Below are 23,644 nucleotides of genomic sequence, written 5' to 3'. Positions count from 1 at the left end.
TCGCACAAGGCCGTGGCATTAGCTCCTCGTCATCCGCCTCCGCGCCTGGGGCAAGTGCCCGTAGACTCCATTCCAGCGATCCGCCACGGTGGGTCGGCAAGGTGCGGTAACAGGGAGGAAGCGTCGTCGTGAGCAGCAGGCCATCCCGAGGCGCTGCTCGCCTCGCAGCCATACTCGACGCCCTCCCCGACGCGCTGTTGCTCGTCAACTGCAACGGCACGGTCGTCAACGCCAACTCCATCGCGCTGGAGACCTTCGAAGCGCCGGGCACGGCCCTGGTGGGGCGCGGATTGCTCGATCTGCTGCCCTCCTTCGACTCCAAGCGCATTCCGGGCTCCATGCGGCGCCACGACGAGGACACCGAGGGCGGCCGGACGAAGCCGACCCGTATGGTCGCGCGGCGTACGGACGGGACCGAGCTGCTGGTCGAGGTGACCAGCGCCAACCTGGAGGACGGCCGCACTCCGTACGAGTCCGCCTTCGAGGCCGCGTACGCCGATCACCGCAACGGCTACACGGGCAATGAGCTGCTGATGCTCGTCGTCCGTGATCTGACCGGGACGCTGGACACCGAGACCGAGCTGGCCCGCCAGCAGCGACAGACCGAGATGATTCTGCGGGCCGCGGCCGAGGGCGTGGTCGGTGTCGACGGCGAGGGCAAAGTCGTCCTGGTCAATCCGTCCGCCGCGCAGATCCTGGGGTTCCGGGCGAGCGAGCTGGGCGGCAAGGAGCTGCATCCGCTGATCCACCACTCGCGGGCGGACGGCTCGGCGCTGCCGTGGGAGGACACTCCGCTGGCCGACACCCTCAAGTCCGGGCGCAAGCACCGGGTGCGCGGGCAGGCGCTGTGGGGGAAGGACGGGCGGGCGGTGCCCGTCGATCTGACCACGGCGCCGGTGCGGGACGGCGATCAGCTCGTCGGCGCGGTGATGACCTTCACCGACCGCCGTGCGTACGACTCGCTGGCCGCCCGGCACACCCAGCTGCTGGCGGTGCTCGACCAGGCGCTGCGCGGGCCGCTGGAGGAGCTGAAGGGCGAGCTGGGCACGCTCGCCTCCGACCCGGCCGGCCAGCTCTGGCCCGAGGCGAACCAGATCCTGCACCACCTCGCGGCCGGCCATGCCCGGATGACGACGCTGGTGGACAACGTCCTGAGCTATCAGCGGCTGGACTCCGGCAAGGAGAAGCTCAACCGCACGAAGGTTTCGCTGGACGGCGTGGTCGCGGCGGGCGTGGAGGGCGCGATCGAGCTGATCGGGCCGGGCCGGGCGCAGTTCGCGGTGCATGCGCCGCCGATAGAGGCGACGGTCGACGCGGAGCGGATCGCCCAGGCGCTGTCCCATCTGATCGCGGATGTCGCGGGGGTGGACTCGACGGGCCGGATGCCGGCCGGTGAGGCCGCCGCGGGCGGGCGTTCGGGGCCGATCCCCGGTGACTCGACGATCGTGGTGGCGGCGGCCAAGCGCGGTGATGTCGTACGGATCGAGGTGCGCGGCCCGTTCGGTGGCGGCGACCCGGTCCATGAGCCGATCGTCCGCGGGATCGTGCGGCAGCACGGCGGGCTGATGCAGACGCATGAGGTGCCCGGCGGCGGGCCCGGCGCGGGCGGCAGCGCGTATGTGCTGGAGCTACCGGTGGCGGCGGACGGCACGACGGTGGACGGTGCGACGGGCGGTGCGGACCGGATGGACGGGCCGACCGGCAACGAGACGACGGTGATGCCGGTACCGGCTGCCCATGCGCGGGGCACCCGGGGCAACGCGGCGGACGCGGGCAACGGTGACCAGGAGCCGGACGGCGAGGGTCACGAGGGCGGCGAGGGCCACCCCGGTGGCGACGGTGGGCCCGGTGGTGACGGTGGGCCCGGCGGGTCCGGCGGGTCCGGTGAGCCGCTCGGTGGCGGTGGTGCGGAGCGCGGTGTGGCGGTGCCGGCCCAGACGGGCGGGGCGCAGCCGACCGGTCGTCGCCGTGCGCGGCACTCCGGCGCGGAGCAGGGCACGCCATCGGGCGGACCGGCCACGGGAGCGGGTGCCGGGCCAAAGGCCGGTGTTCCGCACGGTGCCGTGGGCGACGGACCGCAGGGTGAGACGGGCCCCGGGGCGGCCGAGGGCGGCCGGGGGGCTCATCCGCAGCACGGTGATGCCGCGCAGGGTACGCAGGGCGGCTGCCCTGCCGCCGACGGTACGGGGCTGCCGCCGGGCATGGCGGGGGCCGAGTCCGTACCGCCGACCGGACGGCGCCGGGCCCGGCAGGGCACCCCGGAGGGCGGCGGGCTGCCCGCGCTCCCCCCCGGAACGAACCAGACATCGGGACAGCAGCCGGGACACGGACCCGCGGCGGGCACCCAGGGCCGTGGCACGGCAGCCGGTACGCAGCGGCCCGCGACGCCACCGGCCGACGCGCAGACATCGGCTCCGGCCTCCGCGGCCGGATCGGCTCCGGTTCCGGCCCGTCCGCAGATTCCCGGGCAGAGCTCGGCGTCGGGGCAGACCCCGGCTCCGGGGCAGCCGCACATTCCCGGTCAGGCACCGGCCCCGGTCGGACCCCAGGGCCTGGGCCCCGTACAGCCGAGCGGTCGGCGGGCGCGCCGGGCGCTGGCCGAGGCCCCCGAGCGGACCGCGCAGGGTGGCCGGGCATCCGCGGCCGCCTCCTCGGGGGCGCAGCAGGCCGGTGCGCGTACCGCCTTTGCGCTGCCGCCCGCCGCGGCGGACCGGACCCCGCAGTCGTCGCCCGTGACCGCCGACCAGGTGCCCGCACAAGCCACCGGGCCACAGGACGGCATCGGCACGGGGCGCCGTCGGGCGCGTCGGCCGGTTGCCAACGGCCCGGAGGGGTCGATGCCCGGTGGACAGCCGGGGTACGAGCTGGAAGCAGCCGTCAACTCCGGTGCGGCGCAAGGCGAGTGGGACGGGGAGCCGACCGGCCGGCGGCGGGCCAGACGGGCCGCGGCCGAGGAGCGCGCGGCGGCCGCCATGGCCGATTCCGAGTCGTCCGGCACGTTCGTGGCGGGCCCGGAGGGGCTGGTGGCGCAGCCCACCGAACCGGCGGAGGCGACGGATACGGCCACCGGCACGGCGCCCGGCATCGTCCCGACCCAGGACGCCGGTGCACCCCAAGCGCCCGACGTGCCTCAGCCGCACCACGCCCCCGCCGCCCCGCAAGACCCCCGGGCACCCGACGCTCCCGCCCCCACCGGCCGTCGGCGCGGTCGCCCCAGCCCCGCCGAAGAGGCCGCGGGCCGGCCGCCCGTGCCGCCGCAGGGCGGACCCGCCGCGGCCCCGCACCGTCAGCCGCTGCCGCCCGCGGCCGAGGACGATGCGCACGCCGCGGGACACTCCCACGGGCGGGCGTTCAGCGTGCGCACGCTCGGGCAGGGGGTGCCGTTCGCCCAACAGATCGCCGATCAGCAGCGCGCGCCGGTGCCTCCCGGCAGCACGCCGCCCGGCGGTACGTCCGCCGGTTCGGGCCGCCGTCGTAAGCTCGCCGCGCCGCCGCAGGAGGGCGAGCGGGCGACGGCCGCCGAGTCCCTGCCGGCCCAGGCGCGTCCGCGCCCCAATGCACCGCAGCCTCAGCAACAACAGCCCAGGCCGCCGGCCCCTCACCAGACCCCCGCCCAGCCCCAGCCGCAGCCACATCTGATGGACGCCGGCGAGGGCCGGGCCTTTGCCATCTCCGCGCCCGACGAGGGCAGCGAGGGTCCCGAGCCGCTGGACGGCCCGAACGGCGCCATAGAGGTGATGGACCGTCAGCCGATGCCGATGGACGACGAGTTGCCGCCGGAGCCGCTGGACAATCCGCGTCGGCTGCTGGTCTGGCCGGCGCCGGATGTCGCCACCCAGCAGGCGCTGAGCGACCGCGGCTACCGCCCGGTGATCGTCAACTCCCGCGAAGAGGTGGACGCCCAGATCGCCGCATACCCGGCGGCGCTCTTCGTCGACCCGCTGACCGGGCCGATCACCCGTACCGCGCTGCAGTCGCTGCGCCAGGCCGCGGGCGCGGCCGAGGTTCCCGTGCTGGTGACCGCCGGGCTGGGGCAGGCCACCCGGGAGGCCGCGTACGGCGCCGACCCGGCCGTCCTCCTCAAGGCGCTGGCCCCGCGCGACAGTGAGGTCCATCCGCCGCGGGTGCTGCTGATCGAGCAGAACGACGACATCGCGGGCGCCCTCACCATGTCGCTGAAGCGGCGCGGGATGCAGGTCGCACGGGCCGGCGGAGACAGCGACGCGGTCACCCTCGCGACGCAGATGCGGCCGAATCTGGTCGTGATGGATCTGATGCAGGTACGCCGCCGACGGGCCGGGATCGTCGACTGGCTGCGTGCCAACGGTCTGCTCGACCACACGCCGCTGGTCGTCTACACCTCCTCCGACATGGACCCGGCGCAGCTGCCGCGGCTGGCCGCCGGCGAGACGGTGCTCTTCCTCGCGGAGCGCTCCACGAGCGCCGAGGTGCAGGCCCGGATCGTCGACCTGCTGTCCAAGATCGGCACGAACTGACCACGGTCGGCAGGGGCCGGCCGGAGGCCTGAGACGGGCCGGCGGCCGGCCCGGGACGACGGTCGCCGGGGACATCCCTACGGGCGGCGGCCGGGAGCCCCTTACGGGCCCGGCGGAGCGCCCTCTCCGGGCCGGCCGGACCCCGTATGCGGACCGGCCGAGCCCGTACGGACAGCCCGACCGGCCGTACGGACAGCCCGGCCGGGCGCCCGTGCCGCGGGCGCCCGGCCAACGGCTCACGCCAGCAGTGTCACCTCCAACTCGCCCTGCGCGTACTGCCGGCGCAGCACCTTCTTGTCGAACTTCCCCACGCTCGTCTTGGGCACCGCCGGGATCACCGCCCACCGCTCCGGCAGCTGCCAGCGCGCGATCCGCTCACCGAGGAACGCCTTCAGCTCCTCGTACCCGATGGTCGCGCCCTGGGTGAGCACCACCGTCGCCAGCGGCCGCTCGCCCCACTTGTCGTCCGGTACGGCGACCACCGCGGCCTCCGCGACATGCGGGTGGGCCATCAGATGGTTCTCCAGCTCGACCGAGGAGATCCATTCGCCGCCGGACTTGATGACGTCCTTGGCGCGGTCGGTCAGCGTCAGATAGCCGTTCGGGGTGATGGTGCCGACATCGCCGGTGCGCAGCCAGCCGTCGGGGCTGAACTTGTCCTCGGGGCGCAGCGGTTCGCCCTGCGCGCCGCCGTAGTAGGCGCCGGCGATCCACGGGCCGCGGACCTCCAGCTCGCCCGCGGCCTTGCCGTCGCCGGGGAGCCGTTCGCCGTTGGGGCCGATCAGCCGTGCCTCGACGGAGGCGGCGAAGCGGCCCTGGGTGGCGCGGTAGGCCCACTCGTCGTCGCCGCTGACTCCGGCCGGCGGGTGGGCGACGGTGCCCAGCGGGGAGGTCTCGGTCATGCCCCAGGCGTGCACGACGCGGATGCCGTGCCGCTCCTCGAAGCCGCGCATCAGGGCGGGCGGGCAGGCGGAGCCGCCGATGACGACGGTGCGCAGACAGGAGACATCGCGCTGCGTGGCGTCGAGTTCGGCGAGCAGGCCCTGCCAGATGGTGGGCACGGCGGCGCCGATGGTGGGACGTACGGTCTCGATCATCTCGGCGAGCGGCGCGGGCTGCAGAAAGCGGTCCGGCATCAGCAGTGAGGCGCCGGCCATGAAGGCGGCGTGCGGCAGGCCCCAGGCGTTGACGTGGAACATCGGCACGACGGGGAGCGTGATGTCACGCGAGGTGAGCGCGAACGCCTCGGCGGTGTTGACCTGCATCGAGTGCAGATAGAGCGAACGGTGGCTGTAGAGCACGCCCTTGGGGTCGCCGGTGGTCCCCGAGGTGTAGCAGAGCGCCGCGGCCTCCCGCTCGTCGATCTCCGGCCAGTCGTAGCTCTCCGGCCGCCGGGCGATCAGCTCCTCGTAGTCGTGCACCCGCGCCGGGCCGCCCGCCACCAGGGAGTGGTCGCCGGGGCCGACGACCACGATGTGCTCGACGTTCGGCAGCTGCGGCAGCAAGGGGGCGAGCAGCGGCAGCAGGGTGCCGTTGGCGAGCACGACCCGGTCCTCGGCGTGGTTGACGATCCACACCAGCTGCTCGGCGGGCAGCCGCAGATTGAGTGTGTGCAGCACCGCCCCCATGGAGGGGATCGCGAGATAGGCCTCCAAGTGCTCCGCGTTGTTCCACATGAGCGTGCCGACGCGTTCCTCGTCGGCCACGGACAGCTCGTCGCGCAGCGCATGGGCCAGCTGTGCGGCCCGGCGGCCGACCTCGGCAAAGGTGCGCCGGTGCGGATCTCCCTCGGTCCAGGTGATGACCTGCGACTCACCGTGAACCGTCGACCCGTGGGCCAGGATTCGCGAGACGGTGAGCGGTACGTCCTGCATCGTGCTGAGCACCGGATGCCTCCGCGGTGTTACGGGCGGGTAGTGGTGCTGAGATTGTCGATGCATACCGGCTGGTATGTCACGCCCTCCGAGGTGTGTTCTTACCCGCTCGGGGCGGAATGTGGCCATGCCCGGATCACCCCCGGGCGCGCGGCAACGGGCCGCGAGCCCCCTCGTGGCGTCGTGCACCCGCCCGCCCGGTGGCCGATTCGCCCGGCCGGCCCCGTGGGAGCCCCTGGTGGCCCGTGCCGTCGTTACCCGGCACCCGGTCACTCGGTTATTCGGCTACTCGGTTTCCTCTACTGAAGGAGCGTCCCATGCGCCCCCACCTCGGTCGTTTCCTCGTCCTTGCCGCCCTGGGCGGTGCCGGTGTACTCGCGGCGTCCGGTGTCGCTCAGGCGGCGCCGCAGGCCGCACCGGCCCACCGGCCTTCCGGCGACGGCCCGTCACTCGGCCGGCCGCTGTTCGGCGGGCAGTTCGATCCCGTCGCCGGTATGGGCGGAGGGGTGATCTCCGGCGGCGGGAAGCCGGTCTTCACCCACGCCGGCAGCAGGTCCTGAGGCGCGGCGGCCGCCGCTCTCCGGCGGTCCGGCCGGCCGCTCACGGGCGCCGGTCGGCCGTCGAGGCCACCGCCTGGAGGACGAGCACCGACAGATCGTCCTCGACGGGCCCGGTGCCGAAGTCGTGTGCGGCGCGCCGTACGTGCTCGGCGAGGGCCTTGGCGCCCAGCCCCATGCCGTCCCGCAGTACCTCGATCAGACCGTCGTTGTCGTCCAACTGCCAGTTGCCGCACCGGCGTTCGGTGACACCGTCGGTCACGCACAGCAGCGTCTCGCCCGGTGCGAGGACGAAGGAGCTGGCGTGGAATTCGGTGCCCTCGTCGATGCCGAGCAGCATCTGGGGGTCGGAGGCCGGCTCCACGGCGCCGTCGACGAACATGTGCAGCGGTGGCGGGTGGCCGGCGCTGGCGACCGTACAGCGGGCCCCTGGTACGCCCGGATCGACCTCCAGCTCGCCGTACAGCAGGCTCAGGAAGCGGGAGGTGGCCTGCTCACCGCCCAGTTCCACCGCCTCCGCGCTCTCCTCGGCCATGGCCAGATTCAGCCTGCCGAGCACCGACTCGACACCATGGCCCTCGCGGGCCAGCAGCCGCACCAGATGGCGCGCCAGTCCGGTGACGGACATCGCCTCGGGGTCCTTGCCCTGTACGTCCCCGAGCAGGAAGCACCAGCGGCGGTTGCCCATCGGGAAGACGTCGTAGAAGTCGCCGCCGACGGTCTGCCCCTCGCCGTGCGGCTCATAGACGATCGCCGTGTCGACGCCGACGATGCTGGCGAGCGTCGCGGGCAGCTGCCGACGCTGGAGCGCCAGGCTGATCGTGGTCTGCCGGGTGTACTGGCGGGCGGTGAACACGGCCTGCGCGACCCGGCGTGCCACGTCCTCGACCATCCGCACCACGGTGTCGGTCATCTGCAGGTGCCCCGCCCGGCCGAGCAGCAGCATGCCCTGGTCGACGTCGCGGGCCACCAGGGGGAAGGCGAGCGCGGACCCGCCCGAGGGAGCCGTGCCGGCGCACTCCGGCCAGGGCCAGGGGGTGCCGGCGGTGCGGATGATGTCGGTCGGCGGGTCCCGTTCCAGTTCGGCACGGAGCGGGCCGATCCGCCGCTCGTCGACATGCCAGACCCGCGACAGCTGCATGCCGCCGCTCTCCGTGGTCAGCCAGATGGCACACCAGTCGGCGAGCCGGGGCACCAGCAGCTGGGCGGCGAGCGCGGTGACCATGTCCTGGTCGAGCTGCCCGGCCAGCAGCTCGCTGGTCTCGGCGAGGAAGGACGGGCCGCCGCGGTCGGCCCATTCGGCGGCGAATCCGTGCGGGCGGCCGCGATGGGTCACGGGGTGGGCCAGGCGTACGGGGGGCTCGGCGCGGCGCGACTCGCGCTGGGGCACGCGGCTGGGGCGCAGGGACTCGCCCTCGGTGGCCTCCAGACGGAACCAGACGGTCTTCACGGCCTGCCGGTAGGTCACGCCCCAGGACTCCGCCAGCGCGCTGACCAGCTGGAGTCCGAATCCCGGCTCTCCGGTGCGGGCGTCGACCCCACCGCGTACGCCCCGGGCGGGATGGCGGTCGGAGACCTCCAGCACCACGCCCACCTTGGCCGGGCGGCGCTCCCCGTCGTCCTCGGCGGCCGGCCGGTCGTGCTCCAGGCGGCAGGTCACATCGATATCGGTACCGGCGTACATCACGGCGTTGGTGACCAGCTCGCTGGTGAGCAGAACGGCGTCGTGGATGAGCTCCGCACTGATCGCCGCCGCGCCGGGCCCTGCCGTGGCGGACGGTGCGGCCGCCCGTTCGGTGAGCAGCGCGCGCACGAATTTACGTGCACCGGCGGCCGCGAGCTGATTCGCGGGCAGGCCTTTCCGGGACACGGATTCCGTCGCGTGCGGGGAGGACAGCGATACCACTGCGCCCCCTGAATGTGCCGGGAAAAACTGATTACAAGCGCTTTATACTATGTCATATCTGCCCAAATGGATCACCCTGCCCAACCGGCTTTCTCCACATCGATCACTGGGGGGATGGTGTGTCATGGCGCTCGACCCGGCCCGGCCCGAGCCTGCTTCTCCGCCCCCGGAGTCGCCGGAGCCCGCTGAGCCCCCGCAGCCGCCCGACGCCCGGCACGACGGGCAGTGGGTGCGGACCAGCGAGCTACGGCCGCTGCTCGCGGCGATGAATGCGCTGCGCGACGGGGATTTCACCGCGCATGTGGAGATCCCGCAGGACGGCTCCTCCACGGATGGCGTGCTGGCCGACATGACGGGCGTCTTCAATCAGATCGTGGCCCGCAACGTCCATCTGGCCTCCGAGCTGCAGCGGGTACGCGGCGAGATCATCCGGCAGGGCCGGCTGGACGAGCGGATCTCCGCCAGCCCCGGCCAGGGGACCTGGACGACGAACATCGAGTCGGCCAACACCGTGCTGCAGGCGCTGGTGGTGCCGCTCGCCAAGGCCACCCGGGTGCTGGACGCGGTGGCCGACGGCGATCTGACCCAGCGGGTCGATCTGCACGACGGCAACCGCCAGCTCCGCGGCGATCTGCGACGGCTGGGCAGCGGTGTGAACCGCATGGTGGACCAGTTGTCGCTGTTCACCGGCGAGGTCACCCGGGTCGCCCGTGAGGTGGGCACCGAGGGCCGGCTGGGCGGCCGGGCCAAGGTCCAGGGACTCTCCGGCGACTGGCTCCATGTGACCGAGGCGGTCAACACCATGGCGTCGCGGCTGACGGCGCAGGTCCGGGACATCGCCGTGGTCACCACCGCGGTGGCCACCGGCGACCTGACTCAGCAGGTGACGGTCGAGGCCACCGGCGAGCTGCTGGAGCTGAAGCTCACCGTCAACAAGATGGTGGATCAGCTGCGGGCGTTCGCCGACGAGGTCACCCGGGTCGCCCGCGAGGTCGGCACCGAGGGCCAGCTCGGCGGCCGTGCGCAGGTCAGGGGCGTATCCGGGGTCTGGAAAGACCTCACCGACAACGTCAACTTCATGGCGTCCAACCTGACCTGGCAGGTCCGCAACATCGCCCAGGTGACCACGGCCGTGGCCAACGGCGACCTGAGCCAGAAGATCACCGTGGACGCGCGGGGCGAGATCCTGGAGCTGAAGTCGACGATCAACACGATGGTCGACCAGCTCTCCGCCTTCGCCGACGAGGTCACCCGCGTCGCCCGCGAGGTCGGCACCGAGGGGCGGCTGGGCGGCCGGGCGCAGGTCAGAGGCGTATCCGGGGTCTGGCGGGACCTCACCGAGAGCGTCAACTTCATGGCGGACAACCTGACCTCCCAGGTCCGCAACATCGCCCTGGTCGCCACCGCCGTCGCGCAGGGCGACCTCGGCAAGACGATCACCGTGGAGGCGAAGGGCGAGATCCTGGAGCTGAAGACCACGATCAACACGATGGTCGACCAGCTCTCCGCCTTCGCCGACGAAGTCACCCGCGTCGCCCGCGAGGTCGGCACCGAAGGAAACCTGGGCGGTCAGGCGCAGGTCAGGGACGTCTCCGGGGTCTGGAAAGACCTCACCGACAACGTCAACTTCATGGCGCTCAACCTCACGTCCCAGGTCCGCAACATCGCCCAGGTGACCACGGCCGTGGCCAACGGCGACCTGTCCAAGAAGATCGACGTGGACGCCCGCGGCGAGATCCTGGAGCTGAAGGACACCGTCAACACGATGGTCCAGCAGCTGCGGGCGTTCGCGGACGAGGTCACCCGGGTGGCCCGCGAGGTCGGCACCGAGGGCCGGCTGGGCGGCCGGGCCCAGGTCCATGGCGTCTCCGGCGTGTGGAAGAACCTCACCGACAACGTCAACTCCATGGCCGACAACCTGACGTCCCAGGTCCGCAACATCGCCCAGGTCGCCACCGCCGTCGCGAAGGGCGACCTGTCCAAGAAGATCGACGTCGACGCCCGCGGCGAGATCCTGGAACTGAAGACGACGATCAACACGATGGTCGACACCCTCTCCTCGTTCTCCTCCGAGGTGACCCGGGTGGCCCGTGAGGTCGGCAGCGAGGGCCAGCTCGGCGGCCAGGCCCGGGTCGAGGGCGTCTACGGCACCTGGAAGCGGCTGACCACCAGCGTCAACGAGCTGGCGCTGAACCTGACGACGCAGGTCCGCGCGATCGCCGAGGTGGCCAGCGCCGTCACCCAGGGCGATATGTCCGGCTCGATCACCGTGGACGCCCAGGGCGAGGTCGCGGCCCTGAAGAACAACATCAACCTGATGGTCGCCAATCTCCGCGAGACCACCCGCGCCAAGGACTGGCTGGAGTCCAACCTGGCCCGTATCGCCAGCCTGATGCAGGGCCACCGCGACCTGGTCGAGGTCGCCGATCTGATCCTGCGCGAGCTGACCCCGCTGGTGAATGCGCAGTTCGGCGCGTTCTTCCTGGCCGAGGCGGGCGCCGAACCGGGCGAGGGCCTGGAGCTGATCGCCGGTTACGGGACCGGCCAGCCCGAGGGCCGCCGCTCACTGCCGCGGCTGCGCCTGGGCACCCCCGGCTGGGGTCTGATCACCCAGGCCGCCATGGAGAAGAAGCGCATCGTCGTCGACGCCGTCCCGCCCGACTACATCACCATCAGCTCCGGACTCGGCGCCTCGGCCCCGGCCAGTATCGTCATCCTCCCCATCCTCTTCGAGGACCAGGTGCTCGGCGTCATCGAGCTGGCCTCCTTCAGCCGCTTCAGCGACGTCCACCTCGCCTTCATCGACCAGTTCGTGAACACCATCGGCGTCTCGATCAACACCATCATCGCCAACTCCCGTACGGAGTCCCTGCTTTCGGAGTCCCAGCGCCTGACCGCCGAGCTCCGCCAGCGCTCCGACGAACTCCAGCTGACGAACGCCGAGCTGGAGGAGAAGGCGGCCCTTCTCGCCACCTCCTCCCAGTACAAGTCGGAATTCCTGGCGAACATGTCGCACGAGCTGCGCACCCCGCTGAACTCCCTGCTGGTGCTCTCCCGGCTCCTCGCCGACAACCCCGACGGCCGGCTCTCCACCCAGGAGGTGGAATTCGCCGTCACCATCCACCGCGCGGGCTCCGACCTCCTCCAGCTCATCAACGACATCCTCGACCTGTCGAAGATCGAGGCCGGCCGGATGGACGTCCACCCCAAGACCCTGCCGCTGATCAAGCTGCTCGACTACGTCCGCGCCACCTTCAAGCCGCTCACCGTCGACCGCGGCCTCACCTTCGACGTCAAGGTCGGCGAGCACGTCCCCAAGGAGCTCTTCTCCGACGAACAGCGCCTCCAGCAGATCCTCCGCAATCTGCTGTCCAACGCCGTGAAGTTCACCTCCTCCGGCAGCGTGGAACTCATCGTCCAGCGCGTACCGGGCACGGATTTCGAGGAGGACTCCCTCCGCACCGCCGACGACGTCATCGCCCTCTCCGTCAAGGACACCGGCATCGGCATCTCACCGGAGAAACTCGACGGCATCTTCGAGGCGTTCCAGCAGTCCGACGGCACCACCAACCGCAAATACGGCGGAACCGGCCTCGGCCTCTCCATCAGCCGCGATATGGCCGCGCTGCTCGGCGGCCGGATCATCGCCGAGAGCGAGCCGGGCGTCGGCTCGACCTTCACCCTGTATGTGCCCGCGCACTACACCGGCCCCTCCCCCGCACCGAGCCCCACCGCCGCGACCCGCCCCGCGGACAGCGCCGCGCAGGCAGGCCCCGCCCGCCCCGTCCTGGCCGAACAGCTCACGGCGACCCCCAGGGCCACCGCGCGGAGCGCCTCGTCCGGTGACGTCTTCCCCACCCAGGGGGAACAGGACCAGCCCCCGCACCTGGGAGCCCACTCCGCCGACGGCGGCGATGTCACCTGGCCCGAGACCACCCGCCTCAAGGACTGGCTCAGCGGACGCCCCGGCGAGGTGCTGGCCAACCGCCGCATCCTCGTCGTCGACGACGACATCCGCAATGTCTTCGCGCTCACGCACGTATTGGGCCGGGTCGGCATCAGCGTCAAATACGCCGAGAACGGCCGCGAGGGCCTGGAGGTCCTCGACCGGACGCCGGACGTATCGCTGGTGCTGATGGACATCATGATGCCCGAAATGGATGGTTACGAGATGATCAAGGCGATCCGGCAAGCACCTCGGTTCGCGGACCTGCCGGTCATTGCCCTCACCGCGAAGGCCATGCCCGGCGACCGCGAAAAGGCGATCGAGAGCGGGGCCAATGACTACATCCCCAAACCGGTGGACGTGGACCGGCTGCTGACCGTGATCTGCGGCCTCCTGGACCCGCAGCACGGCAGCCCCACCCCGCAGCCCCACGCCGACGGCCCCGAGGAATCCGATCACTGCGACACCTCCCGCAAGCCCGATACCACCCATGACACCGAGGACACCGGCCAGGACGACCGGGGAATGACGGGGGAGCAGTCATGACGACCGCGCCGGACACCTCATCCAGCATCCTCATCGTCGACGACATGGAGGAGAACCTCGTCGCGCTGGAGGCCGTACTGGGCTCGCTCACCCAGAAAGTGGTCCGTGCGCGATCCGGCGAGGAAGCCCTCAAGGCCATGCTCCGCGAGGAGTTCGCGGTCGTCCTCATCGACGTCATGATGCCGGGCATGAACGGCTTCGAGACCGCCGCGAACATCAAGGGCCTGGACCAGACGAAAGACGTCCCGATCATTCTCCTCACCGGCGCCTCGGTCGACCCCAACTACGCCTACCGCGGCTACACGGTCGGCGCCGCCGATTTCCTCATCAAGCCCTTCGACCCCTGGCTGCTGCGCACCAAGGTGAACGTCTTCCTCGACCTCCATCGCAAGAACCGCCAACTGGCCGCCCAGGCCGATCAGTTGAAGCGCCTTCTGACCTCGGACGACCGCCCTGGAGCCGAGGGGCCACCGCCCGCCACGACGACGACCGCAGCGGGAACGGAAGCGGCTTCGTCCTCACCCGCGCCCTCGCCCACGGTGTCGACTTCGGCCCCGGCTTCGGGTGCCGTGCCGACCGCCGATGCTGCTACGGCTTCGGCTTCGACGGCCGCGGAGAGCCCGGATCCACAGCAGCCCCCGAAACCCGGACAGCAGGCCGGGCACCCCGCCATTCCCCCGGAAGGCCCCGGAGCGCCGGCACATTCCGAGCCGTCCCCGCAGCCCGCAGCGCCCACCCCCGACGCATCCCGCCTCGCGGAAATCGCCGGCCAGCTCGCCGAGGTGGAACTCCTCCTGCGCGACGCAAAAGGCTCCGACAAGGCCCGCCTCGCCGACCGCGTCGCCGAATTGGAGCAGGCGGTGGGGAGGTTGATGGTGAGCCGGGGGACCTAGGGCGTGTCGTTTGGATCATGGCGGGCTCGCGGACGCGACCGCTCCCGCCGACGCAGTCCCGCTCCCCGGGACGTCGGGGTATCGGGACTGCCGTCATCGTCGTGCCTTACCTCTCCGCGACGGGTAGCGCTTCGGTTTCAGAATCACTGATCTCCCTCGTACGCATGGGGCGTGCACATCGCCCGCTTCGCCCTCCGCGCCGCACTGACCTCCGCACAGATCACCTCCCTGACGCACGGATCCAGCGCGGACCCTTGCTGGACGGCGGAACGCGACCGGCTGCTCCTCGATGCCACCGATGCGCTGCACACCCACCACGACATCGAACGGCGACGCCCCCCCTGCTCGACGGCGGTGTACACCACGTCGTACGGAGTCAGGAAGCGGCTCTCTGCTCCGCTGCGGCCGGGTGGCGGCAGTCGCGGCAGAGACCCGGGGCGGGGGCGCGGAAGGCGCGGTCGCAACCGTCGCAGGTTTGGAGCGGGGCCGGGCGGGCGTGGGTGGGGGCAGGGGTGACTGGGAGCGCGGCGGGGAGGGGTGGGGGAAGTAGCTCCGTGAGGCGGTGGGCGAGCAAGGCTGCCGGGTGGCGGAGCGTGGGGGGAAGGCCTGCCGTCAGGGCGCTTCGTACGGCGTCCGGCGAGGCGCCGCGTTCCAGCCAGGCGGCGACGGGCGGGGCGAGGCGGTGGATGTCCCGTACGGAGAGCAGGAGGCGGGGGTCGTCGCGGCGGAGGTTCGCCAGGAGGGCGGCGGCCGGGGTGTGGTGCTCGTCGGTCGCGGGCTCCGGTAGCTGCGGTCCGTGGGAAGGCTGCGGCGGTTGCCTTACGGGGGACGGGTCCGGCGCAGGAGGGGGTGGTTCGACGGCGGTGCGGCGTTTGGCCTGCTCGGTGGCCTCGTGGGCGCGGCGGGCGCGGGTGGCCTCCGGGTTGTTGTACGAGATCGTGACCGTGACCATGCGCCCGTCGTCGGTGCGCCGTCGGACCCGTTCGAGGTAGCCGTACGCCTCCAACTCCCGTAAGGCGGCGGCGATCCGGCCCCGCCCCTCGGGGAACCGCCTCGCCAGCGTACGGATGTCGACCGGCGCGCCCTCGGGCAGCGACTGGATGTGGGCGGCGAGCCCGATCGCGAGGCCGGACAGGGACCGGTGCTGGGCGAGGTGATTGCCGACGATCGTGTAGCCGGGGTCCTGGTACTCGGTGACTTTGCGGACGCCGGCCGGGGATCGCCGAACCTCGTACTGGGCGCGCGCAGGCGCATTAAGCTTCTGCTCAGCCATCGGGAAGGTCCTGCTTCCTCGTTGGTCAGGCCCTCGATCGGGATGCCAGTCCCGGCCGGGGGCCGTCGCATGTGTGCGGGTTTTTGGGGTTGTTGTTGCCGAGAGTGCATGGGTGAGGGCACCGGAGGCGAGCCTTCCGGTCATGGATCACCCAAGCGAGTGACGACAGGGCACACCGGGGTGGGTTCGGCTGGGTCGGGCTGGGTTGGACCGGTTTCTCTACCTGGGGTTATGGGTCTTTTACGGGCCGAAACCCCGGCGCGCGGCGCACCGGCGTCCGGCTTTCCGGCCTCCGGTTGACGGGTCGCCAGTCGTCTCACCCGCGGTCTCGGTGAGATCGAGATTCTGAAATTCGGGGACGGTTCAGTGGTGGGACGCCCAGATGACCAGTTCAGCAGCCGTCTGATCTCCGGCCCCCAAGAGACCCGGATCCTCGAACTGCGCTATGGCATCATCCGGGCCCAGGCTCTCACGCCCCGGGAGTCGCTGGCCTTCATCGAGAAAGTGCTGGGAGAGACATGACCCTCAAGCCCTCTGCCGGAAGCGTTTCCGCGCTGGAGTGGACCAAGAGCAGCTACAGCGGCCAGGGCAACGGCAACGAGTGCGTCGAAGTCGCCTGGCAGAAGAGCAGCTACAGCGGTGACAGCAACAGCAACGAATGCCTCGAAGTCGCCACCACCCCCGACACCATCCACATCCGCGACTCCAAGAACCCCCACGGCCCGCAGCTGCGCCTCCGCCCCGCCGCCTGGGCCGACTTCGTCGCGTATGCCGCGGCGGGGCGCTGACGCGCGTCAAAGGGCCTCGGGCGCCTTGCTCCTGGGCCCGCCCGCATCACCGGTGTTGAGCGTGCCGGCCGGTTCGAAGAGAAGGATGGCGGTCTCCTCCTCGGCCACCGGGCAGTGCTCGACGCCTCGGGGAACGACGTACAGCTCGCCGGGGCCGAGCACCACCTCACCGTCCCTGAGCTGGATGGTGAGCCGGCCGCTGATGACCAGGAACAGTTCGTCGGTGTCCTTGTGCGTGTGCCAGACGAACTCCCCGTGGAGCTTGGCGAGTTTGACCTCGTAGTCGTTGAGGTCGGCGATCTTCTTCTGTGACCACAGGTCGCTGAACTGCGAGAGCTTGTCAGCGAGATTGACGGGAGCGGGAGAGTCGGTCATGCCTTGAGACTGCCGTGCTCGGGCTCGGGCGGTCTTGTACGTTCCTGGCATGACAGACGGCCCGTCCCGTACGGCGAACGGCCCGCCCCGTACGACGATCAGCGCCTGGCGGCCGCCCGTCCCGGGCATAGCCGAGGTCTTCCACGCGCACTTCACCGAGCACGCATACCCGTCCCACACCCATGACACCTGGGCCCTGATGATCCTCAATGACGGGGCGGTCGACTTCGCCTGTGACCGCCACCGTCATGGCGTGACCGGGACCGGCAAGGTCGTCCTGCTGCCTCCCGGCGTCGCCCATGACGGCAGGACGGTCACCGCGGCGGGCTTCCGCAAACGGGTGCTCTACCTCGATGCGGCCGCACTCCCCATGGGGCTGACCGGCCGCGCGGTGGACGGTCCGGTCTTCGGCGACGCGCTGCTGCGCCATCGCATCCACCAGCTGCATACGTCCCTCGGCCGCACGGACCACGTGCACGCGGGCGACGTGCACGCGGGTGACGCCTTCGAAGCCGAATCCCGGCTGGCCTTCATCCGGGAGCGGCTGCAGTTCCACCTGGACGCGCTCCAGCCGCCGCGTACGCCGGGCCGCGAGGCGAACCGTACGGCTGCCGCCTTGCGGGAACTACTGGATTCCCGGATCCCGTCCGGCATCTCCCTACAGGAGGCAGCGACCGTCCTGCACGCGCACCCCACCCATTTGATCCGCTGCTTCAAGCAGGCCTACGGCCTGCCGCCGCACACCTACCTCACCGGCAAGCGCATCGAGCGGGCCCGCTCGCTCCTGCTCGACGGCAGGCGGCCGGCGGAGGTCGCGAGCACCGTGGGATTCCATGATCAAGCGCATCTGAACCGGCACTTCACCCGCCATGTGGGCACGACACCGGGGCGCTACGCGGCCGTGTCTCTCCCGCACCGTGACCGTTGACCGTTGCTGCCATACGCCGGTGCCGCCGCTCCCGCTTCACCGTCCACGGCCTCCCGGACAGCACTTAGTGCGTCCCCATCCACACCTCCTCCATCAGCGAGGTGTAAAAGCCGGTGTTCCGGCGTGAGCCGGGCTCAGGGCGGTCTGCCCGGCGGATCAGGCTTTGGCGTCGGACGCGTACCAGCGAAGCTCGACGGTGTTGTCGTCCGGGTCGCTGACGTACAGGGACTGGCCCGTGCCCCGGGCGCCGAAGCGCTGCCCGGGGCCGTCGACCACCGTGAACTCGCCCGAGTCGATGACCTCCTGCCAGTCGACGGGCTCGACGACCAGGCAGAGGTGGTCGACGTTGAAGCCCTCGCGGGGCCCCTGGACGAGGTCGATGATGGTCGTCGGACTCACGCGTACGGAGGGGAAGGGCGCCTCCCCCGCGCGCCAGGCGTCGACGCGCACCGGCTCCAGACCGAGCCGGCCGCAGTAGAAGTCGAGCGAGCGCTCGATGTCGGAGACGTTGAGAACGAGGTGGTCGAAGGCGGTGACGCGCATGGGGGCTCCTTTGGGGGCGCCCGGCATGGTCAGAGCGCTGTCGGTTGGTTGCACACGGAACGTATATGCCGGATCAGCGAGGCGGGATCGGTCGTTGGTCCTGGTCCGCCGGTCCTGGTCCGCTGGTCCGATCCGCCGGACACGGCCGTAGGCCGTCAGGCGAGACTCACCTCGGGCAGAAAGAGATGGCGGGGCACGGCCTGCAGGGCCGGGCGCATAAGCGGGTGGTGCGCTCCCCCGAGGCGACGGATCAGGCCGAGATCATCGCCAGCTCCGGGTCCTCCCGGAGTTTGCCCAGGGCGCGGGAGACGGCGCTCTTGACCGTGCCGATCGAGACCTCCATGACCTCGGCGGTCTGGGCCTCGCTCAGGTCCTCGTAATACCTGAGGACGACCATGGCCCGCTGGCGGGCGGGGAGTCGCATCACCGCGCGCCACATCGCGTCGCGCAGGCCCTGGAGTTCGGCCGGGTCGGGGGCCGGCAGCGGGTCCGGTTCCGGCAGCTCGTCGACGGCGAACTCGTCGACCTTGCGCTTGCGCCACTGGGAGGTACGGGTGTTGATCAGCGCGCGGCGGACATAGCCGTCCAGGGCGCGGTGGTCCTCGATACGGTCCCAGGCCACGAAGGTCTTGGCCAGGGCCGTCTGGAGGAGGTCCTCGGCGTCGTTCGGGTTGGCGGACAGCGACCGCGCAGTGCGCAGCAGAACCGGCCCCCGGGCCCGTACATAGGACGAGAACGTCGGGAACACAGCGGCGGTCGAAGCGCTGGTGCACACTGGCGTGGTCATGGGCACCACGCTAGGAGCGAGGGTGGGTCGGGCGGATCGCCCCAAGGTGCCGAAGCCTCATCCGTCTCAAGTTGTACGGGTGGGGCTCGGTTCACCTCCTCTGGGGGGACGGCCGGCCCCCCACCCGTCAGAGGTCCGGCAAGGGCACGGCCCACCGCGCTGCGTCTGACGTGCCCGGCGGCCTGGGCGTCCCGGGCGTCCCGGGGCGGACGCGGCGGCGCAGACGGAGGACCGCCGCCCCGTTCGCAGAGCGCGTCTCAGCCTTCGGCCCAGGCCGCCTCTTCCTCCCGTGCGGTGTCGTAGGCCTGACGCGCGGCGGTGACCTGCGGAAGGTGTGACGCGGACCAGGTATGGAGGGTCTGGAAGACCGGGACCAGGGTGCGGCCCAGGTCGCTGATCTCGTACTCCACCCTGGGCGGGATCTCCGCGTGGTAGGTGCGGATCACCAGGCCGTCACGTTCCAGCCGGCGCAGGCGCTCGGTGAGGACCTTGGGCGTGATGGACGGCACAAGCCGCTGCAGCTCGTTGAAACGCAGCCGTCCGTGGTGTTCCAGCACCCACACGATCGGCGTGGTCCAGCGGCTGAACAGCAGGTCCACCACCGGGTTGATCGGACACGCCTGCTCGTTCTGCTCGGTCATGTTTCCTCCTGACCCGCTCCGCGCCGTGGGGGCCCGGGGGTACTTTCTCGTAGGTAACCACTATACCGAGGAAAGTAACGTGGAGGGAGAGCGGGCCGGCACCGGCCGGACCGCCGGTGCATCCGATCGACGCCTGCTTCCCCGGCGTCCGGTCCCCTGACACGAAGGAGCATTCCCATGACCTTCCCGGCACTCCCCGAACGTGCGGGTGACCGGCCCGAAACCGGGCCCGAGGTCCCCCACCTGCAGTTGACCCAGACCAGCCCGCCCCGGACCAGGGAAGAACTGCGGCAGTGGATGGCCACCGTGCTGCCCGGCATCACCACCGGCCACAGCGAGATCTCCGCCCCCAGCACCTGGGCGGTGTTCCTGAAGGACAGCGCCGCGGCTCCGGGCGCCCTGCTCTTCCCGCCGCGCCGGAACGCGGAGTTCGCGCATCTGCACGCCGACGGCAGCCTTCATCTGGCCCTGGACCCGGCCGACCATGCCGAGTTCCTGGCCTCCGGGTGGGGTGAGAAGCATCCGCTGTACGACCTCGGCATCAACGTCGTCATGCTCTACGCCCCACGCGATCAGGCCGAACTGGCGGTGGCCAAGAAGGTCGTCGCCGCCTCCTACCGGTACGCGACCGGCCATGCGCCCACCGCCGCCGCCGCTGTGGCCTGACCCCTCAGGGGCAGGGCACCGGCATCACCGGCGCCCTCGGCTCGTCCTCCTCAATCACTCCACCGAAAGGCCATACCGATGGACACCTCCACGTCTCCTGACCGCGGGTACGACAGCGCGCGGTCGGCCACCACGACCGGTTCCGTCCGGAGCGGAGCCGTCCGTGCGCGGGCCGCCAAGACCCGGGAAACGGCAGGCAAGACCCTGCTCTCGCTGGTCGCGGTCTTCACGGCCGTCTCGCCGTACGTCGCCGACTGGAACGAAACACATGTGTTGAACCCGCTCTGGCCCCCGCACGCCAAGTTCCACAACGGCCAGACCATGGCGATGGGCACCTTGCTCGCCCTCGTCTCCCTCTTCTTCGTATGGCGCCGCCGCGGCGACGCCCGCTCCAACCTGCTCGCCGCGGTCGGGTTCGCCGGCCTCTACTGGGTCAGCCAGGCAGCGGCGATCCTCTACCCCGGAGCGGCCTACTTCGACCCGCAGTTCGACACCGCGGGCAAGTACATCGCGGGGCTGCCGGTGCAGGCGGTCATCGAGATCGTCGTACTCGGCGCCATCGCGGGCGCATCGGTGCTGTGCCGCCCGGCGCCCTCTCCCCGCCGTCCGGAAGCCGGATGACGGGTGTCACGAGCCGTCCGCGCCGAGGATCAGCCCCGAGGTCGGGACCCCGGTCCCGGCCGTGACCAGCACATGGGCGGGGCTGCCGGCCTGGTTGACGGAGGTGCCGCGGAGCTGGCGGACGGCCTCGGCGATGCCATTCATCCCGTGCAGATAGGCCTCGCCGAGCTGGCCGCCGTGGGTGTTCAGCGGGAGGGTGTCAGCGGCGACGAAGTCCGCGGCCTCGCCGGGGGCGCAGAAGCCGAACTCCTCCAGCTGCATCAGCACGAAGGGGGTGAAGTGGTCGTAGAGGATCGCGACATCGATCTCGGCGGGGGTGAGGGCGGCGGTGCGCCAGAGCTGGCGGGCGACCACGTTCATCTCGGGGAGGCCGGTCAGGCCGTCGCGGTAGAAGCTGGTCATCTGCTCCTGGGCGCGGCCCGCGCCCTGGGCCGCGGCCGTGATCAGCGCCGGTGGGTGGGGCAGCGCGCGGGCCCGCTCGGGCGAGGTCACCACGATCGCCTGGGCGCCGTCCGTCTCCTGACAGCAGTCCAGCAGCCGCAGCGGCTCCACGATCCAGCGGGAAGCGGCGTGGTCGGCGAGGGTGATGGGCTTGTTGTAGAAGTACGCGGCCGGGTTGCGGGCGGCGTGGCGTCGGTCGGTGACCGCGACCGGGCCGAAGGCGTCCGGGGTCAGGCCGTAGGTGTGGAGGTAGCGCTGGGCGGCCATGGCGACCCAGGAGGCGGGGGTGAGCAGGCCGAAGGGGAGGTTCCAGCCGAGCGCCGCACCCTCCGCTGTGGGCTCCCGCTGCTGTACGCCGGAGCCGAAGCGGCGGCCCGACCGCTCGTTGAACGCGCGGTAGCAGACGACGACTTCGGCGATACCGGTGGCGACCGCCAGGGCCGCCTGCTGGACGGTGGCGCAGGCCGCGCCGCCCCCGTAGTGGACCCGGGAGAAGAAGGACAGCTCGCCGATGCCGGCCGCCTGCGCGACGGTGATCTCGGGGTTGGTGTCCATGGTGAAGGTGACCAGGCCGTCGACGTCAGCGGGGGTCAGCCCGGCGTCGTCGAGGGCGGCACGTACGGCCTCGACGGCGAGCGTCAGTTCGCTGCGGCCGGAGTCCTTGGAGAACTCGGTCGCGCCGATTCCGGCGATGGCGGCCCGGCCGCCGAGGGCGTCGGGGCGGTGGACGCTCATGCCGTGCCCTCCGGGAGGCTTACGGTGACCGTGCCGGTGACGTGGTGGCCGATGCCGTTGGCTCCGACGATCCGCACCACCGCCGTACCGTCCGTCACCTCGGTGACGGTTCCGCTCAACACCATCGTGTCTTCGGGGTAGTTGGGGGCACCGAGGCGGATGGCGACCTTGCGCAGGGTGCAGCGCGGCCCGAAGTGGTCGGTGATGTAGCGGCCGACGAGTCCGTTGGTGGTCAGGATGTTCATGAAGATGTCCGGCGAGCCCTTCTCCTGGGCTGCCTCGGTGTCGTGGTGCACGTCCTGGTAGTCGCGGGAGGCGAGCGCTCCGGCGACGATCAGGGTGCGGGTGAGGGGGATGGTGAGCGTCGGCAGCTCGTCACCGGCCTTCATCCGGCCTCCTTCCGGTCGGCTCGGGCGTCTGGGCCCTGGTGGTCGGCGCGGCTCTGCTGGTCGGCGCGGCTCTCCTGGTACGGACCGCCCTGCTGGTACGGACGGCCTTCCCCGCCCTCTCGCCCCTCCAGCGCCTCCCTGGCCTCCCTGGCCTCCCTGGCCTCCTGCCCCTCTCCCGTGAGCAACTCCCCCAATTCATCGAGGACTTCGGCCCCCGACCCCAGGTACCCGGCCAGTTGTCTGCCCCACAGGAAGTGCCGGTGGACGGGGTGGTCGACGTCGGCTCCGATGCCGCCGTGCAGATGCTGGCCGGTGTGCACCACGCGGGTGCCCGCCTCGGACGCCCACCAGGCGGCGGTCAGCGCATGCGGCCCGGCGTCCAGGCCCGCGTCCCGCCGCCAGGCCGCCTCGTAGGCGGTGACCCGGACGGCCTCGGTGTCCATATAGGCATCGGCGGCGCGCAGCTGCACGGCCTGGTTCGTGGCGAGCGGGCGGCCGAACTGCTCGCGGGTGGTGGTGTGGGACACCGCCCTGGCCAGGGAACCGGCGCAGACCCCGGCCTGGAGACCGGCGAAGGCGGTGCGGGCGAGGGCCAGGACGTCGGCGTAGGCGTGGGTGGCGTCCGGATGAGGGGAGGCGGCAGGGCCGTTCAGGCCTTCGGCGGGGGTGTCGTCCAGGGTGAGCCGGCCCGCCGACCAGGGGGCGGTGGTCTCCACCGGGTCCCGCCGTACCCCGGCGGCATCGGTACGTACGAGCCACAGCGCCCGCGTCGTCCCGTCCGGCACCAGTACATGGGTGGCCTCGCGCAGCCACGGCACCACGGGGACGCTGCCGGTCAGCCGCCCCGTCCCGTCCGCCGCCCGCTCGGCCCGTACGCCGCCGCGCCGCGCCGGAAACGCCCCGGTGGCGACCGCTTCGCCGTCCCGCAGCGCCGGCAGCAGCCGCGCCCGCTGTTCCGGGCCGCCGTGCGCGCCGATCGCCAGCAAGCCGTACACACAGGTCGCCGCGAACGGCACCTGCGCCGTCGTACGCCCCTGCTCCTCCAGCATCAGCACGAGTCCGAGCAGGCCGGTCTCCTCCACCGCGCCCGGCAGACCGGCCGCGCACAGCGCCTTCCACAGTGCGGCGTCCGTGCCGCTGCCGCAGGCGGCGAGGCGCTCCGGCGTGGACAGGTCGCCGAATATCTGCGCCGCCAGCTCACGGGCCGCCGCCTGCTCCGGGGTGGGCGTGAAGTCCATC

The 23,644-nt window shown here is 71.6% G+C and carries 18 protein-coding genes and 1 pseudogene; 9 read left to right on the top strand and 10 right to left on the bottom strand.

Annotated elements, in window-relative coordinates:
- The first annotated feature begins 128 nt into the window (after positions 1-128).
- Positions 129-4,496, top strand: coding sequence for a PAS domain-containing protein (locus tag ACWGI6_RS01275; RefSeq protein WP_453265577.1), 4,368 nt, complete (start codon positions 129-131; stop codon positions 4,494-4,496).
- A gap of 236 nt (positions 4,497-4,732) precedes the next feature.
- Here the strand turns inward: ACWGI6_RS01275 and ACWGI6_RS01270 are convergent, their stop codons facing one another.
- The gene (locus tag ACWGI6_RS01270) at positions 4,733-6,382 is read right to left on the bottom strand and encodes a long-chain fatty acid--CoA ligase (protein ID WP_453265576.1); all 1,650 of its coding nucleotides are present in this window, start codon (positions 6,380-6,382) and stop codon (positions 4,733-4,735) included.
- A gap of 305 nt (positions 6,383-6,687) precedes the next feature.
- On the opposite strand from ACWGI6_RS01270, the gene ACWGI6_RS01265 reads away from it, so the two are divergent.
- On the top strand, positions 6,688-6,930 hold the full coding sequence (locus ACWGI6_RS01265; RefSeq protein ID WP_453265575.1) for a hypothetical protein: 243 nt from the start codon (positions 6,688-6,690) through the stop codon (positions 6,928-6,930).
- A 40-nt stretch (positions 6,931-6,970) separates the two neighbouring features.
- Here ACWGI6_RS01265 and ACWGI6_RS01260 read toward each other — a convergent pair whose 3' ends face one another.
- A complete protein-coding gene (locus ACWGI6_RS01260) occupies positions 6,971-8,797 on the bottom strand; it encodes a SpoIIE family protein phosphatase (protein WP_453265574.1) in 1,827 nt (608 codons plus the stop codon).
- A 160-nt stretch (positions 8,798-8,957) separates the two neighbouring features.
- Between ACWGI6_RS01260 and ACWGI6_RS01255 the strand changes: the two genes are divergently transcribed.
- Both ACWGI6_RS01255 and ACWGI6_RS01250 read left to right on the top strand, forming a co-directional pair.
- Entirely contained in the window at positions 8,958-13,325 is a 4,368-nt protein-coding gene (locus ACWGI6_RS01255) for a HAMP domain-containing protein (RefSeq protein ID WP_453265573.1), read from the top strand.
- Positions 13,322-14,218, top strand: a complete 897-nt coding sequence (locus ACWGI6_RS01250) for a response regulator (protein WP_453265572.1) — start codon at positions 13,322-13,324, stop codon at positions 14,216-14,218. Before ACWGI6_RS01255 ends, ACWGI6_RS01250 begins: the two co-directional genes overlap by 4 nt.
- A 376-nt stretch (positions 14,219-14,594) precedes the next feature.
- On the opposite strand, the gene ACWGI6_RS01245 is transcribed toward ACWGI6_RS01250, so the two are convergent.
- The gene (locus tag ACWGI6_RS01245; RefSeq protein WP_453265571.1) at positions 14,595-15,491 is read right to left on the bottom strand and encodes a helix-turn-helix domain-containing protein; all 897 of its coding nucleotides are present in this window, start codon (positions 15,489-15,491) and stop codon (positions 14,595-14,597) included.
- A gap of 330 nt (positions 15,492-15,821) precedes the next feature.
- On the opposite strand from ACWGI6_RS01245, the pseudogene ACWGI6_RS01240 reads away from it, so the two are divergent.
- Both ACWGI6_RS01240 and ACWGI6_RS01235 read left to right on the top strand, forming a co-directional pair.
- Positions 15,822-16,013 (top strand): annotated as a pseudogene (locus ACWGI6_RS01240) (transcriptional regulator); the annotation flags it as partial.
- Complete coding sequence (locus tag ACWGI6_RS01235) at positions 16,010-16,279, top strand: DUF397 domain-containing protein (RefSeq protein WP_453265570.1); 270 nt, start codon at positions 16,010-16,012, stop codon at positions 16,277-16,279. The pseudogene ACWGI6_RS01240 and the gene ACWGI6_RS01235, both read left to right, overlap by 4 nt.
- A gap of 6 nt (positions 16,280-16,285) precedes the next feature.
- On the opposite strand, the gene ACWGI6_RS01230 is transcribed toward ACWGI6_RS01235, so the two are convergent.
- The gene (locus tag ACWGI6_RS01230) at positions 16,286-16,654 is read right to left on the bottom strand and encodes a cupin domain-containing protein (protein WP_453265569.1); all 369 of its coding nucleotides are present in this window, start codon (positions 16,652-16,654) and stop codon (positions 16,286-16,288) included.
- 49 nt (positions 16,655-16,703) lie between these two features.
- Here ACWGI6_RS01230 and ACWGI6_RS01225 point away from each other — a divergent pair, with 49 nt between their 5' ends.
- Complete coding sequence (locus ACWGI6_RS01225) at positions 16,704-17,582, top strand: helix-turn-helix domain-containing protein (RefSeq protein ID WP_453265568.1); 879 nt, start codon at positions 16,704-16,706, stop codon at positions 17,580-17,582.
- 156 nt (positions 17,583-17,738) lie between these two features.
- Here the strand turns inward: ACWGI6_RS01225 and ACWGI6_RS01220 are convergent, their stop codons facing one another.
- The 3 genes from ACWGI6_RS01220 to ACWGI6_RS01210 form a co-directional block, all read right to left on the bottom strand.
- The gene (locus ACWGI6_RS01220; protein ID WP_453265567.1) at positions 17,739-18,125 is read right to left on the bottom strand and encodes a VOC family protein; all 387 of its coding nucleotides are present in this window, start codon (positions 18,123-18,125) and stop codon (positions 17,739-17,741) included.
- Between the two features lie 250 nt (positions 18,126-18,375).
- Positions 18,376-18,912 (bottom strand): SigE family RNA polymerase sigma factor, encoded by a 537-nt coding sequence (locus ACWGI6_RS01215; protein WP_393904192.1) that lies wholly within the window; start codon positions 18,910-18,912, stop codon positions 18,376-18,378.
- A 257-nt stretch (positions 18,913-19,169) separates the two neighbouring features.
- Positions 19,170-19,553, bottom strand: coding sequence for a winged helix-turn-helix transcriptional regulator (locus ACWGI6_RS01210; protein WP_393904193.1), 384 nt, complete (start codon positions 19,551-19,553; stop codon positions 19,170-19,172).
- A gap of 177 nt (positions 19,554-19,730) precedes the next feature.
- On the opposite strand from ACWGI6_RS01210, the gene ACWGI6_RS01205 reads away from it, so the two are divergent.
- Positions 19,731-20,219 (top strand): luciferase domain-containing protein, encoded by a 489-nt coding sequence (locus ACWGI6_RS01205; RefSeq protein WP_453265566.1) that lies wholly within the window; start codon positions 19,731-19,733, stop codon positions 20,217-20,219.
- Positions 20,220-20,297: 78 nt separating this feature from the next.
- On the top strand, positions 20,298-20,840 hold the full coding sequence (locus tag ACWGI6_RS01200; RefSeq protein WP_453265565.1) for a DUF6640 family protein: 543 nt from the start codon (positions 20,298-20,300) through the stop codon (positions 20,838-20,840).
- A gap of 6 nt (positions 20,841-20,846) precedes the next feature.
- On the opposite strand, the gene ACWGI6_RS01195 is transcribed toward ACWGI6_RS01200, so the two are convergent.
- From ACWGI6_RS01195 to ACWGI6_RS01185, 3 genes are read right to left on the bottom strand one after another with little or no spacing between them, the layout of a single operon-like run.
- Positions 20,847-22,016, bottom strand: a complete 1,170-nt coding sequence (locus ACWGI6_RS01195; protein WP_453265564.1) for a lipid-transfer protein — start codon at positions 22,014-22,016, stop codon at positions 20,847-20,849.
- Complete coding sequence (locus tag ACWGI6_RS01190; protein WP_453265563.1) at positions 22,013-22,405, bottom strand: MaoC family dehydratase; 393 nt, start codon at positions 22,403-22,405, stop codon at positions 22,013-22,015. Before ACWGI6_RS01190 ends, ACWGI6_RS01195 begins: the two co-directional genes overlap by 4 nt.
- Positions 22,402-23,643 carry an acyl-CoA dehydrogenase family protein gene (locus tag ACWGI6_RS01185; RefSeq protein WP_453265562.1) on the bottom strand — a complete coding sequence of 414 codons (1,242 nt, stop codon included), beginning with the start codon at positions 23,641-23,643 and terminating at the stop codon, positions 22,402-22,404. Before ACWGI6_RS01185 ends, ACWGI6_RS01190 begins: the two co-directional genes overlap by 4 nt.
- Position 23,644: the final 1 nt, after the last annotated feature.

Source organism: Streptomyces sp. NPDC054786 (assembly GCF_053611685.1).
Note: the sequence above shows the minus strand (reverse complement) of the source record. Positions and strands in the feature narration are given on the sequence as shown.

Coding starts and splice junctions, on each gene's coding strand:
- ACWGI6_RS01265 (WP_453265575.1), top strand. CDS start 6,688: ATGCGCCCCCACCTCGGTCGTTTCCTCGTCCTTGCCGCCCTGGGCGGT.
- ACWGI6_RS01255 (WP_453265573.1), top strand. CDS start 8,958: ATGGCGCTCGACCCGGCCCGGCCCGAGCCTGCTTCTCCGCCCCCGGAG.
- ACWGI6_RS01250 (WP_453265572.1), top strand. CDS start 13,322: ATGACGACCGCGCCGGACACCTCATCCAGCATCCTCATCGTCGACGAC.
- ACWGI6_RS01245 (WP_453265571.1), bottom strand. CDS start 15,491: ATGGCTGAGCAGAAGCTTAATGCGCCTGCGCGCGCCCAGTACGAGGTT.
- ACWGI6_RS01235 (WP_453265570.1), top strand. CDS start 16,010: ATGACCCTCAAGCCCTCTGCCGGAAGCGTTTCCGCGCTGGAGTGGACC.
- ACWGI6_RS01230 (WP_453265569.1), bottom strand. CDS start 16,654: ATGACCGACTCTCCCGCTCCCGTCAATCTCGCTGACAAGCTCTCGCAG.
- ACWGI6_RS01225 (WP_453265568.1), top strand. CDS start 16,704: ATGACAGACGGCCCGTCCCGTACGGCGAACGGCCCGCCCCGTACGACG.
- ACWGI6_RS01220 (WP_453265567.1), bottom strand. CDS start 18,125: ATGCGCGTCACCGCCTTCGACCACCTCGTTCTCAACGTCTCCGACATC.
- ACWGI6_RS01215 (WP_393904192.1), bottom strand. CDS start 18,912: ATGACCACGCCAGTGTGCACCAGCGCTTCGACCGCCGCTGTGTTCCCG.
- ACWGI6_RS01210 (WP_393904193.1), bottom strand. CDS start 19,553: ATGACCGAGCAGAACGAGCAGGCGTGTCCGATCAACCCGGTGGTGGAC.
- ACWGI6_RS01205 (WP_453265566.1), top strand. CDS start 19,731: ATGACCTTCCCGGCACTCCCCGAACGTGCGGGTGACCGGCCCGAAACC.
- ACWGI6_RS01200 (WP_453265565.1), top strand. CDS start 20,298: ATGGACACCTCCACGTCTCCTGACCGCGGGTACGACAGCGCGCGGTCG.
- ACWGI6_RS01195 (WP_453265564.1), bottom strand. CDS start 22,016: ATGAGCGTCCACCGCCCCGACGCCCTCGGCGGCCGGGCCGCCATCGCC.
- ACWGI6_RS01190 (WP_453265563.1), bottom strand. CDS start 22,405: ATGAAGGCCGGTGACGAGCTGCCGACGCTCACCATCCCCCTCACCCGC.
- ACWGI6_RS01185 (WP_453265562.1), bottom strand. CDS start 23,643: ATGGACTTCACGCCCACCCCGGAGCAGGCGGCGGCCCGTGAGCTGGCG.